Here is a 17,233-nt window from a genome sequence, read left to right as displayed (position 1 = left end):
ACCGAAGCACCATGCGCATTGCACTCACGGGCGAAGCCCTCATCGATTTCACCGCCAGCGAGGCGGGCACCCTGGCTTTTCTGGGCCATGAAGGCGGCTCGCCGCTCAATACGGCCGTGGCCTGTGCGCGGCTCGGGCAGCCGACCGGCTTTCTCACGCAGTTGTCGACCGACCTGTTCGGCGAACGGTTGATGGGCTTTCTCGAACGCAACGGCGTGGACACCAGCTTCATCCTGCGCAGCAACGCGCCCTCGACGCTGGCCTTCGTCGAGCGCACGCCGCAGACCAACCGCTATGCCTTCTACACGCGCGGCAGCGCCGATGCGACCTGGGCGCCTGAACCGCTGCCGCAGTTGCCGGCGGAGTGCCGCTTCCTGCACTTCGGCTCGATCTCGCTGCTGCAGGACCCGGCCGCCACGCGCATTGCCGACCTGATCGCGGCGAACGCGGGCCGTTGCGTGATCGTGTTCGATCCGAATGTGCGGCCGAGCCTGATCGCCGATATGGCGGCTTACCGTACGCGTGCCGCAAGCTGGTTCGCGATGGCCGACCTCGTCAAGCTGAGCGATGAAGATGCGGAACTGCTTGCACCGGGCACGCCGGTCGAAGCACTCGCAGCCGATTGCCTGGCGGCCGGTGCGCGCGCCGTGATCGTCACGCGTGGCGGCGACGGCGCCACGCTCTGGCGCACGGGGCACGAGGCGCTGACGGTGGCCGCGCCGCGCGTGAAGGTGGTCGACACCATCGGCGCGGGCGACACCTTCACCGCGGGGCTGTCGGTCTCGTTGCTGGCGCACGGCGTCGAGCGGCCGGAGCAACTCGACGCGCTGGGCGACGAGGCCTGGAAAGAGGTGATGGGCTTTGCAGCCACCGCCGCCGCCCTGAATTGCACCCGCGAGGGCGCGGACCCACCGACGCTGGAAGCCGTTCACGCCGCGCTCGCGCAGGAAGACAATGGGGCTGCCGCTTCCCGGTCCTGATGATCGGTGCTGCCATGACAACCTCCACACGCAAACGCGCGATTCCCCGTCAGCGCCAGCCGGAGCTGGAGCGCGACTTTGCGCGCTCGCCCTCGCTGGGCTACGAGGCGCCTGAAGAAACCGGCCTGGTGCGCTGCCTGGCGCATGGCTTTCCGAGCCCGCTGGTGCGATGGCACTTCCATGAAGACTACGAGCTGCACCTGATCACCGAGACATCGGGCAAGGCCTTCATCGGCGACTGGATCGGGCCGTTCCAGCCGGGGCACCTGGTGCTGTGCGGGCCACGGCTGCCGCACAACTGGATTTCGCTCGACGTGCCCGAAGGCGGTGCTGCGGGGCGTGATCGCGTGATCCAGTTTCGCCACGAGCCGATCGAGCGCGCGGCCTCTGACATTCCGGAGCTGCGCGAGGTGATGCAACTGCTGGAACGCGCGCGCCATGGCATCGAGTTCTTCGGCATGTCGCAGCAGGCGCAGGCGCACTGGGACAGCATCAAGGCCGCGCGCGGCGTGCGCCGCCTGGGCCTGTTCTTCGAGTTCATGGCCGACCTGGCGCAATGCACCGACTACCGGCTGCTGTCGAGTGTGCAGATGCAGGGCGCGCAGGGCGCAGACGGCGATGCACAGGTCGATCAGATCAACGGCATCGTCAACCGCATCACCAACAACATGGCGGAGCCGATCTCGATGTCGGACGTGGCGGCCGAACTGGGCATGAGCGAGAGCCGCTTCAGCCGCTTCTTCAGGCGTTCCACCGGCAACAGCTTCACCGACTTCGTCAACCGCGTGCGCATCAACAGCGCCTGCCACCTGCTGATGCAGACCGACCACTACGTGACGGACATCTGCTACCAGGTGGGCTTCAACAACGTGGCCAATTTCAATCGCCGATTTCTTGAAATCAAAGGCATGACGCCGAGCGAATTCAGGCGCCAGGCCGACACGCGCTTCGGCTGAAACGACCCGAATCTTCGGGAAGCAATCAGGGAGAACTATCTTGTATCTGGGACTCGACCTCGGCACGTCCGAGCTCAAGGCGCTGCTGCTCGCCGACGATCACCGCATCGTTGGCGTGGCACGTGCCGCACTCACGGTCGAACGGCCGCAACCGCTGTGGTCGGAGCAGGCACCGGGCCAGTGGTGGCAGGCGCTGGAGCAGGTCATGGCGGAGCTGCGGGCCGCGCATGGCGAGGCGCTGTCGGGCGTGCGTGCCATCGGCCTGTCGGGCCAGATGCATGGCGCCACGCTGCTCGATGCGGCGGGCGAGGTGTTGCGGCCGGCGATCCTCTGGAACGACGGGCGCAGCGGTGCGCAGTGCGAGGCATTGACGCGCGCCGTGCCGCGCCTGGGCGAGATCGCGGGCAACCTTGCGATGCCCGGCTTCACGGCGCCCAAGCTGCTGTGGGTGCGCGAGCACGAGCCCGAGATTTTCAAGCGCGTGGCGCGTGTGCTGCTACCCAAGGACTGGCTGCGCTTCATGCTCAGCGGCGAAGCGGTCAGCGAGATGTCGGATGCGGCGGGCACGCTGTGGCTCGACGTGGGGGCGCGCGACTGGTCCGACGAACTGCTCGCGGCGACGGGGTTCACGCGCGATCACATGCCGCGGCTGGTGGAGGGCAGCGAGGTGTCGGCGCAACTCAAGCCCGAGCTGGCGGCGCGCTGGGGATTGCGCGAGGGCGTGAAGATCGCGGGCGGTGCGGGCGACAACGCGGCCAGCGCGGTCGGCATGGGGCTGGTCGAAGCGGGGCAGGGCTTTGTGTCGCTCGGTACCTCAGGCGTGGTGTTCGTGTCGACCGATCGCTTCTTGCCGAACCCCGCGCAGGCGATGCACGCGTTCTGCCATGCGCTGCCGAAGCGTTGGCACCAGATGTCGGTGATGCTCTCGGCCGCGAGCGCGGTGAGCTGGGCCGTGAAGGCATTCAAGTTTGCCGACGAGGCTGCGCTGCTTGAAGCGGCGGCGTCGGTTGCGCTGGCGGATCGGGCGCGATGCCCGCTGTTCCTGCCGTACCTGTCGGGCGAGCGCTCGCCGCACAACAATCCGAACGCGCAGGGCGCGCTGCTCGGGCTGACGCATGCGCACGGCCCGGCGGAGATCGCTTATGCCGTGGTCGAGGGCGTGAGCTTCGGTTTGCGCGACGGCTTCGATACCTTGCGACTGCCGGCCGACATGCCGCTGCGCGAAGTCGCGTTGGTGGGCGGTGGTGCGCGCAGCATCTGGTGGGGCCAGTTGCTGGCCGACATCTTCCAGGTGCCGCTCACGCTCTACGCAGGCAGCGAGACGGGCGGGGCGCTCGGTGCGGCGCGTCTTGCATGGCTGGCCGATGGCGGTGCGGTGGCCGAGGTATGCACGCTGCCGCCGGTGAAGCAGAAGCTGGTGCCTTCGTCCGAAGGTGCCGATCAACACAAGACGCGGCATGCGCGATTCCAGGTGCTGTACATGGCGCTGCGCGATCAGTTTCGTTGAGTCGAACGAGCGCGCAATAAAAAAGGGCCGCTTGCGCGGCCCTTTTTGTTTTGGTGAGCAGAGCTCAGCCGGGCATTACATGCCCATGCCGCCCATTCCGCCCATGCCGCCCATGTCGGGCATGCCGCCACCGCCGGCGCCCGATTCGTCCTTGGGTGCGTCAGCAACCATGGCTTCAGTCGTCAGCAGCAGCGAGGACACCGAAGCGGCGTTCTGCAGTGCGGTGCGGGTGACCTTCGTCGGGTCCAGAATGCCCAGCTCGAGCATGTCGCCGTACGTGTCGTTCGCAGCGTTGAAGCCGTAGTTGCCCTTGCCGGCCAACACAGCGTTCACCACCACCGAGGCTTCGCCGCCGGCGTTGTTCACGATTTCGCGCAGGGGCGCTTCGATCGCCTTCAGCACCAGCTTGATGCCGGCTTCCTGGTCGGCGTTGTCGCCCTTGACCGACTCGCCCACGGCTTGCTTGGCACGCAGCAGAGCCACGCCGCCGCCAGCCACAACGCCTTCTTCCACTGCAGCGCGGGTAGCGTGCAGGGCGTCTTCGACGCGAGCCTTCTTTTCCTTCATTTCGACTTCGGTGGCAGCGCCAACCTTGATCACTGCAACGCCGCCAGCCAGCTTGGCCACGCGCTCTTGCAGCTTTTCACGGTCGTAGTCGCTGGTCGCTTCTTCGATCTGAACGCGCACTTGCTTCACGCGGGCTTCGATGTCACCAGCAGCGCCAGCGCCGTCGATGATGATCGTGTTTTCCTTGCCCACTTCGATGCGCTTGGCTTGACCCAGGTCGGCCAGCGTCACCTTTTCGAGCGTCAGGCCCACTTCTTCAGCGATGACCTTGCCGCCCGTCAGGATGGCGATGTCTTCCAGCATGGCCTTGCGGCGGTCGCCGAAGCCAGGAGCCTTGACAGCCACAACCTTCAGGATGCCGCGGATCGTGTTCACGACCAGCGTAGCCAGGGCTTCGCCTTCGACTTCTTCGGCAATGATCAGCAGCGGACGGCCAGCCTTGGCGACTTGCTCCAGCACCGGCAGCAGGTCACGGATGTTGCTGATCTTCTTGTCGAACAGCAGCACGAAGGGGTTGTCCAACAGCGCCGATTGCTTCTCGGGGTTGTTGATGAAGTAGGGCGACAGGTAGCCGCGGTCGAACTGCATGCCTTCGACGACGTCCAGTTCGCTGTCCAGCGACTTGCCGTCTTCCACGGTGATCACGCCTTCCTTGCCGACCTTGTCCATCGCGTCAGCGATGAGCTTGCCGATGGTTTCGTCGCTGTTGGCCGAGATCGAGCCGACTTGAGCGATTTCCTTCGACGTGGTGGTGGGCTTCGAAGCCTTCTTCAGCTCGGCGACCAGGGCCGTCACAGCCTTGTCGATGCCGCGCTTCAGGTCCATCGGGTTCATGCCGGCAGCCACCAGCTTGAAACCTTCGCGAACGATGGCTTGTGCCAGCACGGTCGCGGTGGTGGTGCCGTCACCGGCGTTGTCCGAAGTCTTGGAAGCCACTTCCTTCACGAGCTGGGCGCCCATGTTCTGCAGCTTGTCCTTGAGTTCGATTTCCTTGGCGACCGACACACCGTCCTTGGTCACGGTGGGGGCGCCGAACGAGCGTTCGAGCACCACGTTGCGGCCCTTGGGGCCCAGGGTCACTTTGACTGCGTTGGCCAGGATGTTGACACCCTCGACCATGCGTGCGCGGGCTTCTCCGCCGAAGACTACGTCTTTTGCTGCCATGATGAATTAACTCCGAATGGATTGGATATGAATGAATCGAAAGGGAGGAGAAGTCTTACTTCTCGACGACTGCGAACAGGTCGTCTTCCTTCATCACGAGCAGTTCGTCGCCATCGACCTTGACGGTCTGGCCGCTGTACTTGCCGAACAGGACGCGGTCGCCGACCTTGACGGTCAGTGCGGTCAGTTCGCCCTTGTCGGTGCGCTTGCCCGGGCCCACGGCCAGGACTTCGCCCTGATCGGGCTTTTCAGCGGCTGCGTCGGGGATGACGATGCCGGAGGCGGTCTTGGTTTCGCTGTCAACACGCTTGACGATCACGCGATCGGCCAAAGGACGAAGTTTCATTGCATCTCCTGGATATGGATAAGAAACGGGTTTGTGGTCGGGCGCCGGACTGGAAGACCGGCGGCCCATCGACTGGGAGCGAGGGCTGTTAGCACTCATCATCAGCGAGTGCTAATGATAAGGGCAATCGATGACCTTTCAAGGGCAGGGCTTGGTCTGGAGGGCTTGCTGGACGCCGTTTTCAGCCGATTTCGAGTGCTTCCCGGCCGGCTTTTGATCGCACGATCGTGCTTTTTTTAGGAGGAAGCTCTGGAGCTTTTGTAATTGGGGGCGGCCCGGTTTCCTTGGACTCTTTCCGCTATTTGGCCGGTGCATAGCTGGGCGGGAGCAAGAAGTGCGAGGTGAATCACTTCCGGGCGGGGGTTGCCCTGGATGTATTGGACGAAGAAGGTACAGCCATGAGCTGATAGCCGGTTCCGTACACGGCGCGCAGCACGAATCCGTTCTCGTGGCGAAGGTCCAGCCGCCTGCGCAGGCCCGCGGCGCAGACGTCCAGCGTCCGCGCTCCTTCGCGCTGAGGCGCGTCCTTCCATAGCGATTTCTGCAGCCAGCCTCGCGTGAGCACCTCGCCGACATTGCGAAACAGCGCCAGCGCGAAAGCGAACTGGCGCGGCTGAAGAATGATTTCGCGATCGTGGTGCAGCACGGTGTTGCTGCCGCCCAGGAATCGGTAGTCGCCCCGCACGAGGGTGTCTTCCGCAACATGGGCTTCTTGCCGCTGGGCGTTGCCCGCTCGCTGAAGCAGCAGGTGAATCTGCCAGTCCAGCTCCGCATCCATCGCTGTCGGCGCCTCGAGGTCGACGGCATCGCGCCACCGGGCGTCGTCATCCATCGGTAGCAGACGTTCCCGGCCGCCGTCCTGAGTCGCGAGAAGCGCCGGCATGCCGAGTACCTTGCACACGGCACGCAGGCTCGCATTCGTCATTTCATCTTGCGGGGCCAGCAACAACAGCAGGCTGAACCGCACGCCGTTGCTCAGCGTGGTCAGAAAATCGGGAGCGCCCGCGAATACGACGGACTGATGTCCCATGCGATCCAGCCTGCCCTGCAAGGCCGCCGTGCGCGTACCGTCGCTGCCTAGAATGGCGATCGACAACGCCCCTCTCACGCCGGTCATCATCTTCATTTGCAAATGTTCGTTGGTTCCATGGCCGGGGCGCCAGCAGGCCCGCACCGGCATCGCCGGGTTACTGGCTTACTGGGTATCGCGCGGCGCGTAGCTTGTGAAGTACCAGCCGTTGGACTCGAGCTTTTCGTAGAAGGTCTTGCCGCTGCCCGCTTGCGTTGCGAAGTCGACGTTGGCCCTGCCGCCTGCAGGCAGGCCCAGGCTGTCGTCCGGGTAGTGAGCGAGCGCCGCCGAGGCGTCGGCGCTCGCAGGTACCGGCAGGCAGATCCCGAGGCCGCGGAGGGCCGCAGACTCCCTGGTCAAGGGGTGCGCGCCTTCCGAACAAACGGTCGAGCGCGGATGCTCAATCGAACTCATAGCCCACACCCACGCCGATGTTGAACTTCTGGCCGCTGTAGCCGCCGTTGACCTTGTAGACCCACTTGCCGTTGTCCGAGCGCCCAGAGAAGCCGACGGCCATCGCGCTGTAGCCCGAGTAGTTGCCCACGCCGACCGACAGCAGCGTCTTGCCCGGTGTCATCGCCTGCGGCAGCGAACTCATCGCGGTGGCTATGGCCACACCCGAGTAGGCAATGCGCTGCGTGCTGCTGATCTGGCCTTGCAGTTGGCTCTGCGCGGCCGTCAATTGCCCCAGGTTGACGGCATCGGTCGGCGCGATGCCCGGCGCGACGTTGCTGATGCGCGTGCCGGCCGGCGCCTGGCCATTGCCCAGCATGACCTGGTTGTAATTGACCGAGCCGTCCGGGTTGGTCGCGTACTGCACGCTGCTGGCCGTTACTGCGCTGGCCGTGGCCTTCAACTGCGCTACGTTCGTCGCGTCGCTGTCGGCCGTGCCTGCCGCGACGCCGGTAATCTGGCGGAACTGTCCGTTGGCCGCATTGCCCACGGACACGGCCGCCTGTGTGCTGGTGGTGGCATTGACGGCTGCCGCCTGCTGCGCGGCTGCGTTCGCTGGTACGTAGCCGGCCACACCGGCCGCCGTTGACGCCACAGAGCCCGAGCCCAGTGCGACACCGCCGCTTTGTTGCACCACCGCGCCGAAGCCGATGGCCGTGCCCTTGGAGACGTTCTGCGCCTGGCTCAACGGCGTGCCGCCGGCATCGGCGTTGTCGCCCAGCGCCACGCCTCCACCGCCTGCACGAGCATTCGCGCCGATGGCCTGCGAACCGGTGGCCAAGGCGCCCGTACCGATCGCGATGGCGTTCGCGCCCGTGGCCTGCGCACCGAAGCCCACCGCCACCGCACCGTCGGCCGTGGCCTGCGCGCCGTTGCCGGCAGCGAACGAGTTGGCACCGCTGGCTACCGACTGCGGGCCGATCGCCACCGCTTCCTGCCCGCTGGCACTGGAGTCCGCCGCCGTGGAGTTGGCATGGAAGTACTTGGTGCCAGTGTTGTAGATGGTGTTGACCGTCGTGCTCAGGCTGGTGACATTGAGGTTGGTGGTGCTCAGGCCGGAGGACAAGCTGCCGATGCCGCTTGCAGCGGTGCTCAGGCCCACCGAGGTGGAGGTCGAGAGACTGTTGAGGTTGACGTTGGTCGTGCTCAGGCCAGTGGACAGGCTGCTGACGCCGCTGATGGCGGTGCTGAGGCCGGTCGATGTCGAGGTCGACAGGCTGGCCACGGCGCTGTTGGTCGTGCTCAAGCCCGTCGACAGGCTGCCGATGTTGCTGGTCGCGGTGCTCAGGCCAGTAGACGTTGAGGTCGACAAGCTAGCAACAGAACTATTGGTTGTGCTCAGGCCCGTTGACAAGCTACCGATGCTGCTCGTTGCGGTGCTCAGTCCTGTGGACGTCGAAGTCGAAAGGCTGGCAACGGCACTGTTGGTCGTGCTCAAGCCAGTCGACAAGCTACCGATTCCGCTCGTCGCGGTGCTCAGGCCAGTAGATGTCGAGGTCGACAAACTCGCGACGGCGCTGTTGGTCGTACTCAGGCCAGTCGACAGGCTGCCGATGCTGCTCGTCGCGGTGCTCAGACCCGTAGATGTGGAGGTCGAGAGACTGTCGATGCTGCTGGTTGCTGTGCTCAGGCCAGTCGATGTCGAGGTCGACAAGCTAGCAACGGCACTGTTGGTCGTGCTCAAGCCAGTCGACAAGCTACCGATGCTGCTCGTTGCGGTGCTCAGGCCTGTGGACGTCGAAGTCGAAAGGCTGTCGATGCTGCTGGTTGCTGTGCTCAGGCCAGTAGATGTCGAGGTCGACAAGCTAGCGACGGCGCTGTTGGTCGTGCTCAGGCCTGTCGACAAGCTGCCGATGCTGCTCGTCGCGGTGCTCAAACCCGTAGATGTGGAGGTCGAGAGGCTGTCAATGCTGCTGGTTGCTGTGCTCAGGCCGGTCGAGGTTGAGGTCGACAGGCTGGCAACGGAACTGTTGGTCGTGCTAAGGCCAGTAGACAAGCTGCCGATGCTGCTCGTCGCGGTGCTCAAGCCCGTCGATGTCGACGTCGAAAGACTATTGATGCTGCTGGTCGCTGTACTCAGGCCGGTCGATGTTGAAGTCGACAGGCTGGCGACCGCGCTGTTGGTCGTGCTCAAGCCAGTCGACAGGCTACCGATGCTGCTTGTCGCGGTGCTCAGTCCCGTGGATGTCGAGGTCGAGAGGCTGTCGATGCTACTGGTCGCTGTACTCAGACCAGTCGAGGTTGAAGTCGACAAACTCGCAACGGCACTATTGGTCGTGCTGAGGCCAGTGGACAGACTGCCAATGCCGCTGGTAGCTGTACTAAGGCCCGTCGACAAGCTACCGATACTGCTGGTTGCTGTACTCAGCCCGGTCGAGGTTGATGTCGACAAGCTGGCCACAGAGCTGTTGGTCGTGCTGAGGCCTGTCGAAAGGCTGCCGATGCTACTGGTGGCGGTGCTCAAGCCCGTCGACGTTGAAGTCGAAAGACTGTCGATGCTGCTGGTTGCTGTACTCAGGCCGGTCGAGGTCGAAGTCGACAAGCTGGCAACGGAGCTGTTGGTCGTGCTGAGGCCAGTCGACAGGCTTCCGATGTTGCTGGTCGCTGTGCTCAAGCCAGTCGATGTCGAGGTCGACAAGCTGGCGACCGCGCTGTTGGTCGTGCTCAGGCCTGTCGACAAGCTACCGATGCTGCTGGTGGCTGTGCTCAGACCCGTCGACGTCGAAGTCGACAAGCTGGCAACGGCGCTGTTGGTCGTACTCAGGCCCGTCGACAGGCTGCCGATGCCGCTCGTCGCGGTGCTCAGACCCGTGGATGTCGAGGTCGACAGGCTATCGATGCTGCTGGTCGCCGTACTCAGCCCGGTCGAGGTTGATGTCGACAAGCTGGCAACAGAGCTGTTGGTCGTGCTCAAGCCCGTCGACAGGCTACCGATGCTGCTCGTCGCAGTGCTCAGACCCGTGGACGTCGAGGTCGACAAGCTGGCTACAGAACTGTTTGTCGTGCTGAGGCCCGTCGACAAGCTACCGATGCCGCTGGTGGCGGTGCTCAAACCCGTGGATGTTGACGTCGAAAGACTGTCGATGCTGCTGGTCGCCGTACTCAGCCCGGTCGAGGTCGAAGTCGACAGGCTGGCAACAGAACTGTTGGTGGTGCTCAGGCCGGTTGACAAGCTTCCGATGCTGCTGGTTGCCGTGCTCAAGCCCGTAGACGTCGAGGTCGACAAACTGGCGACCGTGCTGCTGGTTGTGCTCAGGCCGGTCGAAAGGCTACTGATGCCACTGGTTGCGGTACTCAGGCCCGTCGACAAGCTGCCGATGCCGCTTGTCGCGGTGCTCAGACCCGTGGACGTTGACGTCGAAAGACTGTCGATGCTGCTGGTCGCTGTACTCAGGCCTGTCGACAGGCTGCCAATGCCGCTGGTCGCGGTGCTCAACCCGGTGGACGTCGAGGTCGACAGGCTGCTGATGCTGCTCGTCGCCGTGCTCAGCCCGGTCGAGGTTGATGTCGACAGGCTGCCGATGCTGCTGGTTGCGGTGCTCAGGCCCGTAGATGTCGAAGTCGACAAGCTAGCAACCGCACTGTTGGTGGTACTCAGACCCGTCGACAAGCTGCCGATGCCGCTGGTGGTTGTACTCAGGCCCGTCGACAGGCTACCGATGCTGCTGGTCGCGGTGCTCAGGCCAGTCGATGTTGAAGTCGACAGACTTGCAACTGCGCTATTGGTCGTACTCAGGCCGGTCGACAAGCTGCCGATGCCACTGGTGGCTGTGCTCAGGCCGGTCGATGCCGAGGTCGAGAGACTTGCAACGGCGCTGTTGGTCGTGCTCAGGCCCGTCGACAGACTGCCGATGCTGCTCGTTGCGGTGCTCAAGCCCGTAGATGTCGAAGTCGACAAGCTGGCCACAGAGCTGTTGGTCGTACTCAGGCCTGTCGACAAGCTACCGATGCTGCTGGTCGCGGTGCTCAGGCCAGTCGATGTTGAAGTCGACAGACTTGCAACCGCGCTGTTGGTCGTACTCAGCCCAGTCGACAGGCTACCGATACCGCTGGTCGCAGTGCTCAAACCGGTGGATGTCGAGGTCGACAGGCTGCTGATGTTGCTAGCGGCAGTGCTGAGACCTGTCGAAGTCGATGTGGACAGGCTGGCAACAGAACTGTTGGTGGTGCTCAGGCCAGTCGACAAGCTACCGATGCTGCTCGTCGCGGTGCTCAGGCCTGTCGACGTCGAGGTCGACAAGCTGCTGGTGCTGCTGGTCGCTGTGCTCAGACCCGTCGAGGTCGAAGTCGACAGGCTGGCAACAGCGCTATTGGTCGTGCTCAGGCCAGTCGACAGGCTACCGATACTGCTGGTCGCAGTACTCAATCCGGTGGACGTCGAGGTCGACAGACTGCTGATGCTGCTCGTCGCGGTGCTCAGACCCGTCGAGGTCGAAGTTGAAAGACTTGCAACCGCGCTGTTGGTCGTGCTCAGGCCAGTCGACAGGCTACCGATACTGCTGGTCGCAGTGCTCAAGCCGGTGGATGTCGAGGTCGACAGGCTGCTGGTGCTGCTGGTCGCCGTGCTCAGACCCGTCGAGGTCGAAGTTGAAAGACTTGCAACCGCGCTGTTGGTCGTGCTCAGGCCAGTCGACAGGCTACCGATACTGCTGGTCGCAGTGCTCAAGCCGGTGGATGTCGAGGTTGACAGGCTGCTGGTGCTGCTCGTCGCGGTGCTCAGGCCTGTCGAGGTCGAAGTCGACAGGCTGGCAACCGCGCTATTGGTCGTGCTCAGTCCAGTCGACAGGCTACCGATACTGCTGGTCGCAGTACTTAAGCCGGTGGACGTCGATGTCGAAAGACTGCTGATGCTGCTAGTAGCAGTGCTGAGACCAGTCGAAGTCGATGTCGACAAGCTGCTGGTGCTGCTGGTCGCTGTGCTCAGACCCGTCGAGGTCGAAGTCGACAGACTTGCAACAGAACTGTTGGTCGTGCTCAGGCCAGTCGACAAGCTGCCGATGCTGCTGGTTGCGGTGCTCAAGCCGGTGGACGTCGATGTCGAAAGGCTGCTGATGCTGCTCGTCGCGGTGCTCAGACCCGTCGAGGTTGAGGTCGACAAGCTGGCGACGCTGCTGTTCGTCGTACTCAAACCAGTGGAAAGGCTGGTGATGCCACTCGCCGACGTGCTCAGCCCGGTTGAAAGACTGTTGATGCTGCTTGTTGCAGTGCTCAGGCCAGTGGACGTCGAGGTCGACAGGCTGCCAATGCTGCTGGTCGCCGTGCTCAGACCGGTCGAGGTCGAAGTCGACAAGCTCCTGATGCTGCTGGTTGCTGTGCTCAGGCCCGTAGACGTCGAGGTCGACAGGCTGCTGATCCCAGTGGAAGTCGAGGTCGACAAGCTGCTGATGCTGCTCGTCGCCGTGCTCAGGCCCGTCGACGTCGAAGTCGACAGGCTGCTGATGCTGCTGGTCGCCGTGCTCAGACCGGTGGAGGTCGAAGTCGACAAGCTCCTGATGCTGCTGGTCGCGGTGCTCAGGCCCGTAGACGTGGAGGTCGACAGGCTGCTGATCCCGGTGGAAGTCGAGGTCGACAAGCTGCTGATGCTGCTCGTCGTCGTGCTCGCCACGGAATACAGCTGGCTTCCGTTGATCGCGTCGGTGCTGTTGGCACCAACCAGGCCAGCTGCGACGTTTTGAATGCGGCGCTCCGCACCCGGGCCACCCACGCTCACCACCCCTGCCGATGAATCGCTCCCTGCAAAAGAGCCGAACGTCGTGCCACCAATGACCGCGTTGCTGACGGTTCCGGTGCCGCCGGTGGCAGCCGTTGCAGTGCCGGCAGTCGTCGCGCTCGGCCCGAGGGCAACCGATCCCGCGACGCTGGCATTGGACCCGAGACCGATCGCGATACCTGAAGTAGCGCCCGCGGTGACGATGGACTGCCCGCCAATCGCGATGGCATTGCTTCCAGCAGCCAATGCGCCGCCGGTGCTGTTCGAGCCGATCGCCGTGGCGCCATTACCGGTCGCGAACGCCGTTCGGCCCAGGGCAGCACCGAAATCACCGGTCGCCTGGGCTCCCGAGCCGATAGCCACCGAGCGATTTCCGTTCGCGACCGAGGCGGTTCCAAGTGCGAGGGCGTTCTCTGCGCCAGCCTGCGCACCGTAGCCAAACGCTGCGGAAGTCTTTCCTGCGGCGTTGGAGAGGGTGCCGAATGCAGTAGAACCACCACCGCTGGCATTTGCATTGTTGCCAAAGGCCGTTGAAGGCGCCAAGCCACTTGTATCGCCAACCGCCTTTGCGTTGGTGCCAAAGGCCATGTCATTGCTGAAGGCCGCGTTGGCGTTATTGCCAAACGCTGTTGCTCCTCCGCCATTTGCCCGGGCGCCGCTGCCGACCGCGGTGGTATTGGCACCGTTGGCAAAGGCGTTCAAGCCCGTGGCGATTGCACCGCTTGACGCGGCGTTCGCGCCGGTGCCAATCGCAATCGAATCATCGCCAGCGGCCGTCGTTGCCGTTGTGCCGCCACCGATGGCCAGCGCACGCTGACCGGAAGAAGCGGCCAAGGTCGAACTGCTGCCGATGCGCATGGAACCGTTGTTGGACGTGCCGCCGCCCAAGCCCAGGTTGCCGCTGTTCACGTACAGCTCTCCGCCCAGCGTCAGCGAGTTCGATCCGGTGGCGCTGGACGGGTTGTAGAAAAGCGCCCGGTTTGTTTGAGTTGCCTTATCGGTCGGGGCACACATCGACGAAGGGGAACCCAGTTGGGCGAGGGTGGGTACTGGCGTGCCCGATCCCAATCCCCCGAGAGACATCGAATTGCCGCCTGTCGGAGTGGGATTGCTGCCGCCGTAGTTGCCCATGACGGACACGCCCGCGGTATCGAACGTCCAGGTACAGGCGGTGTCCGAACCATCGTTGATGAAGATGCCGTAGCCCGCGACTGCGGGCAGGCTCACCCATCCGAGACATACCGCGACGACCGCGCCACTGACGCTTGCCACCCGGAATCGCTTCCGACCCTGGCTGTTGCCGCTCTGCTGGCTGGCGCTCGGCTTGCCGCGCGCGCTGAAGATTTCTGCAACAGCCACCCAGGCGCCAAGCGATTCGTTCCAGATGGATCGGTAAGTCTTATTCATAGTCAGTTCCCTTTGAGTAATTTCCAACTCGCATCTGCTCGATGCCGGATTCGCCTGTCCCGCTCTCCACCGCGCGCCGGTTCGATGACATGCCATCGCCAGTTGCGGGCTCGACCTGCAGCAACCCCCGCAGCTGCAATCGATTGATGCCCGCAAACGGCTGAAAATCGTCTCGATCCAGCTCGCGTTGTCTTGTTAACTTTTGTTATCTATTTTTGAAAATCGCGAGTCTAAAAGCCCTTGATTGCTTATGGGTGTTAACTATTTCTCAAGGTCTTCAGCGACTTTTGACAACTGCCCTGATTTGTCAAATGCCGGGTTGTTTGTGTGCGATTTGTCGCGCTCGGTGGACCGCGCCAATCGTCAGGTTCCACTCAGGATTCACCGAATTTCTGTATGCAGAGCGATGGGTCTCGCTCCCCCGACGCGGCCAAAGTTTTCGGCGATCAGCGGATTTATTTCGCGCGTCGCATCCAACGCAACGAGTTCCGCAGCGTTTTGAAACGATGTACTGAAAAAGCACTTGTCAATCTGGACGCCGCCGGTTCAGATTGATGACATTTGTGAACAATTTCCAAAGATGGCGGGCGCGCATGGCGCATGCGCACGAGCGCAATCCCCACGCCTGTCCGTGCCGCGATAGGGCTTGAGCAATGAGCTTCATTGACATTCGTCCAGGCCTTGCCAAAGACCTCGCGCCCGGCAATCGAAGGCACCGCTTTCATATCCCGCCGGGTTGCGGTACTTCGACGGCAGTTCCTCGAGGCATATGCAAGGCGCTTCCGCGGCCCGGACAGCCCGAGCGCGACCCGCTTTCGGACCTGCTGGACCTTGTCCGTATTCGCGGCGAGATGGCGCTCACGTGCACGCCCGAGGCTCCTTTTGCGCTGTCGTTTCCTGCCAATACCGCCTGCATGTAGTGACGCATGGCACGGTGACCGTGCACGTCGAAGGCGTGGATGCGCCCATCGAATTGAACCCCGGTGAGCTGATCTTGTTGCCGCATGGCACGGCGCACGTCATGAAGGCCGGCCACGCGCGAACGCGTTTCTGCGACATCTATGCGAACTACATCCTCGTGAATGGCGCGGTGATTTCCAGCGCCTTCGACGTGCCCCAGGACGAACAGGCGCGCGAGGTGTTCGCCCGCGCCTTCCCGGATCGCCGGATCGAACTGCTGCCGATCAGCGCGATCTCGCTGGGCGGCGGGGCCACGCATTGCCGCATTGCGCTACGCAGCAGCAGCCGATGCTGGGGAGCCGGCTGGCTGTTTGCGAGCTGGCCATGGCGTCACACGCCTGATGTTGAGCGGGCCGCTGCGTCGCGCGCTGCCCGCTCACCTGCTCACAACTGGTCGGTAGGCACGAACCAGGAAAACAGCAGCAGCTGCAGCCGCGTCAGCATGCTCGAGTCGGGCTCGCTGTCGAGCACTTCGTTGTTGACGTCGCCGGTGCCGACCCATTGCACGTTCTGGCCATCGGGCTTGAGCACCACGCGGTAGACGCCCTCGATGTCGTCGAGCTGGTAGGCGAACAGCAGCGCCTGCGTCAGGTCGAAGCTGCGCACGCGCACGCCGAATTCGGTGTTCAGCAGGGCCGAGCGTGGATCGAGATTCATGGAGCCGAGCAGCACCCACTGGCGGTCGACCAGCGCCAGCTTGGCGTGCAGCCGGCCGCGCGCCTTCTTGAGCAGGTCGCGAAACTGCCCGCTGCGCTTGAGCTGCTGGGTGCTCACCTCGTACAGGTTCACGCCCAGCTTGAGCATGTCGACGCGGTAGCGGTTGTAGTTGATGTTGACCAGCGGCTCGTCGCTGTCGGCGAGCGAGTTCGTGATCACCGTGATGTTCACGCCGTGATCGCGCCCCATGCGGATGCGGGCCATGCCCTCGTCGCCCGGAATGAAGTAGGGCGAGATCACCACCACGTTCGACTGGGCCGTCGCCATCATTTCGTGAAAGCGCTGTGCCAGCGATTCGGTGGGGTGCGTCATGACGCCCAGCGCCTTGTTGGGGCTGTCGGCGGTGGCGTGCGCTTCGGCGCGCATCCATTTCACCTCGTCGATGTTCGCGAGCTGCGCGGCCAGCGGCAGGTCGCCCAGCAGGTCGGTGATGGGCAGTGGGTCGGGCGGCGGGGCGTGGGCCGGGGAGGTGGCGGCGTCGAAATCGGTCTTCAGCGTTTCCGGCGTCAGGCTGGTGCTGGCGACCCGCTGCAGCGGGTAGACCACATCGCTGTTCCAGTAGGTGTCGAAGATGGCGGCGGATTCGGGAACCACCGGGCCGGCCATGAGCAGTTCGAAGTCGATGAAGTTCGCGCTCTCGCTGCGCAGGAAATATTCGTCGGCGAGGTTGCGCCCGCCCGCGATGGCCATGGCGCCGTCGGCCACGAACAGCTTGTTGTGCATGCGGTGGTTGAGCCGCCGGAAGTCGCCGAAAAATTCCAGCCAGCGTCCGGACGAATGGTCGCGCGCGTTCACGAAGGGGTTGAACAGGCGCACTTCGGCATTGGGCTCCGCGGCCAGGCCCAGCAGCAGGCGGTCCATGCCGGCCGTGTAGAAATCGTCGAGCAGCAATCGCACGCGTACGCCGCGTCGGGCGGCATTGCGCAGCTCGCGCAGGATCAGGCGGCCGGTCTTGTCGTTGCCGAGCTGGTAGGTCTGCACGTCGAGCGACGACTGGGCGCGGCGCATCAGTTCCAGCCGTGCATCGAGCGCGTAGGACGCCTCGATCAGCGGCCGCATGCTGGACAGCCCGTCGGGCGGGGCGTTCAGGCTTTCGGCCGCGTGGCCGAGCGCGGTGGCGGGCGAAGCGGCGATCGCGAGCGTTGGCGGCTCGGGTGTCCGGGGAGGCAGGCCCGCACATCCCACCAATGCAAAGGCGATCAGCAGCAGAGCCGGACCGCGCAGCGCAGGAAACAGAAAGGCAATGAGCTTGAGCATGAGGGCCGCCAACGCACGGAGAAGCCCGTGCGCGCGGCATCGTAGCTGCTTCACCCCCCAATCGAAGACGCAATTTCGCAACGCAACCCGCCGCGCCCGGGGAGGAATTGGCCGGATTGAGACTTTGTGGCCACTAGAAT

11 protein-coding genes and 4 pseudogenes are annotated in these 17,233 nt (G+C 63.9%); 7 read left to right on the top strand and 8 right to left on the bottom strand.

Annotated elements, in window-relative coordinates; translation table 11 throughout:
- Window positions 1–11: 11 nt before the first annotated feature.
- Genes ACSFB7_RS27230 through xylB form a run of 3 tightly spaced genes read left to right on the top strand, consistent with a single transcriptional unit; the run spans window position 12 to window position 3,443 of the window.
- Window positions 12–980, top strand: coding sequence for a carbohydrate kinase family protein (locus ACSFB7_RS27230; protein WP_435475447.1), 969 nt, complete (start codon window positions 12–14; stop codon window positions 978–980).
- Window positions 981–994: 14 nt separating this feature from the next.
- Window positions 995–1,936 carry an AraC family transcriptional regulator gene (locus tag ACSFB7_RS27225; protein ID WP_187107989.1) on the top strand — a complete coding sequence of 314 codons (942 nt, stop codon included), beginning with the start codon at window positions 995–997 and terminating at the stop codon, window positions 1,934–1,936.
- Between the two features lie 40 nt (window positions 1,937–1,976).
- On the top strand, window positions 1,977–3,443 hold the full coding sequence (gene xylB / locus ACSFB7_RS27220; protein ID WP_435475446.1) for a xylulokinase: 1,467 nt from the start codon (window positions 1,977–1,979) through the stop codon (window positions 3,441–3,443).
- Between the two features lie 75 nt (window positions 3,444–3,518).
- On the opposite strand, the gene groL is transcribed toward xylB, so the two are convergent.
- From groL to ACSFB7_RS27190, 6 genes and pseudogenes are all read right to left on the bottom strand, one after another.
- Window positions 3,519–5,174 carry a chaperonin GroEL gene (gene groL, locus ACSFB7_RS27215; RefSeq protein WP_042579049.1) on the bottom strand — a complete coding sequence of 552 codons (1,656 nt, stop codon included), beginning with the start codon at window positions 5,172–5,174 and terminating at the stop codon, window positions 3,519–3,521.
- A 55-nt stretch (window positions 5,175–5,229) separates the two neighbouring features.
- Complete coding sequence (gene groES / locus ACSFB7_RS27210) at window positions 5,230–5,520, bottom strand: co-chaperone GroES (protein WP_093125512.1); 291 nt, start codon at window positions 5,518–5,520, stop codon at window positions 5,230–5,232.
- A gap of 346 nt (window positions 5,521–5,866) precedes the next feature.
- Complete coding sequence (locus tag ACSFB7_RS27205; protein ID WP_435475445.1) at window positions 5,867–6,646, bottom strand: winged helix-turn-helix domain-containing protein; 780 nt, start codon at window positions 6,644–6,646, stop codon at window positions 5,867–5,869.
- A gap of 69 nt (window positions 6,647–6,715) precedes the next feature.
- The gene (locus ACSFB7_RS27200; protein WP_435475444.1) at window positions 6,716–6,949 is read right to left on the bottom strand and encodes a hypothetical protein; all 234 of its coding nucleotides are present in this window, start codon (window positions 6,947–6,949) and stop codon (window positions 6,716–6,718) included.
- A 40-nt stretch (window positions 6,950–6,989) separates the two neighbouring features.
- Window positions 6,990–7,316: pseudogene (locus tag ACSFB7_RS27195) on the bottom strand (YadA-like family protein); the annotation flags it as partial.
- A gap of 75 nt (window positions 7,317–7,391) precedes the next feature.
- Window positions 7,392–12,713 (bottom strand): annotated as a pseudogene (locus tag ACSFB7_RS27190) (beta strand repeat-containing protein); the annotation flags it as partial.
- A gap of 91 nt (window positions 12,714–12,804) precedes the next feature.
- Here ACSFB7_RS27190 and ACSFB7_RS27185 point away from each other — a divergent pair.
- Both ACSFB7_RS27185 and ACSFB7_RS27180 read left to right on the top strand, forming a co-directional pair.
- Complete coding sequence (locus ACSFB7_RS27185) at window positions 12,805–13,188, top strand: hypothetical protein (RefSeq protein ID WP_435475443.1); 384 nt, start codon at window positions 12,805–12,807, stop codon at window positions 13,186–13,188.
- A 150-nt stretch (window positions 13,189–13,338) separates the two neighbouring features.
- Window positions 13,339–13,569, top strand: a complete 231-nt coding sequence (locus ACSFB7_RS27180) for a hypothetical protein (protein ID WP_435475442.1) — start codon at window positions 13,339–13,341, stop codon at window positions 13,567–13,569.
- Between the two features lie 467 nt (window positions 13,570–14,036).
- Here ACSFB7_RS27180 and ACSFB7_RS27175 read toward each other — a convergent pair.
- Window positions 14,037–14,159, bottom strand: a pseudogene (locus ACSFB7_RS27175) (ESPR domain-containing protein); the annotation flags it as partial.
- A gap of 653 nt (window positions 14,160–14,812) precedes the next feature.
- Between ACSFB7_RS27175 and ACSFB7_RS27170 the strand changes: the two are divergent.
- Window positions 14,813–15,079, top strand: a complete 267-nt coding sequence (locus tag ACSFB7_RS27170; protein ID WP_435475466.1) for a hypothetical protein — start codon at window positions 14,813–14,815, stop codon at window positions 15,077–15,079.
- Window positions 15,022–15,369: pseudogene (locus ACSFB7_RS27165) on the top strand (agmatine deiminase family protein); the annotation flags it as partial. The gene ACSFB7_RS27170 and the pseudogene ACSFB7_RS27165, both read left to right, overlap by 58 nt.
- A 134-nt stretch (window positions 15,370–15,503) precedes the next feature.
- On the opposite strand, the gene ACSFB7_RS27160 reads toward ACSFB7_RS27165, so the two are convergent.
- On the bottom strand, window positions 15,504–17,093 hold the full coding sequence (locus ACSFB7_RS27160; protein WP_435475441.1) for a phospholipase D family protein: 1,590 nt from the start codon (window positions 17,091–17,093) through the stop codon (window positions 15,504–15,506).
- Between the last annotated feature and the right edge of the window lie 140 nt (window positions 17,094–17,233).

Source organism: Variovorax raffinosi, assembly GCF_051216615.1.
GTDB lineage: Bacteria > Pseudomonadota > Gammaproteobacteria > Burkholderiales > Burkholderiaceae_C > Variovorax.
Note: the sequence above shows the minus strand (reverse complement) of the source record. Positions and strands in the feature narration are given on the sequence as shown.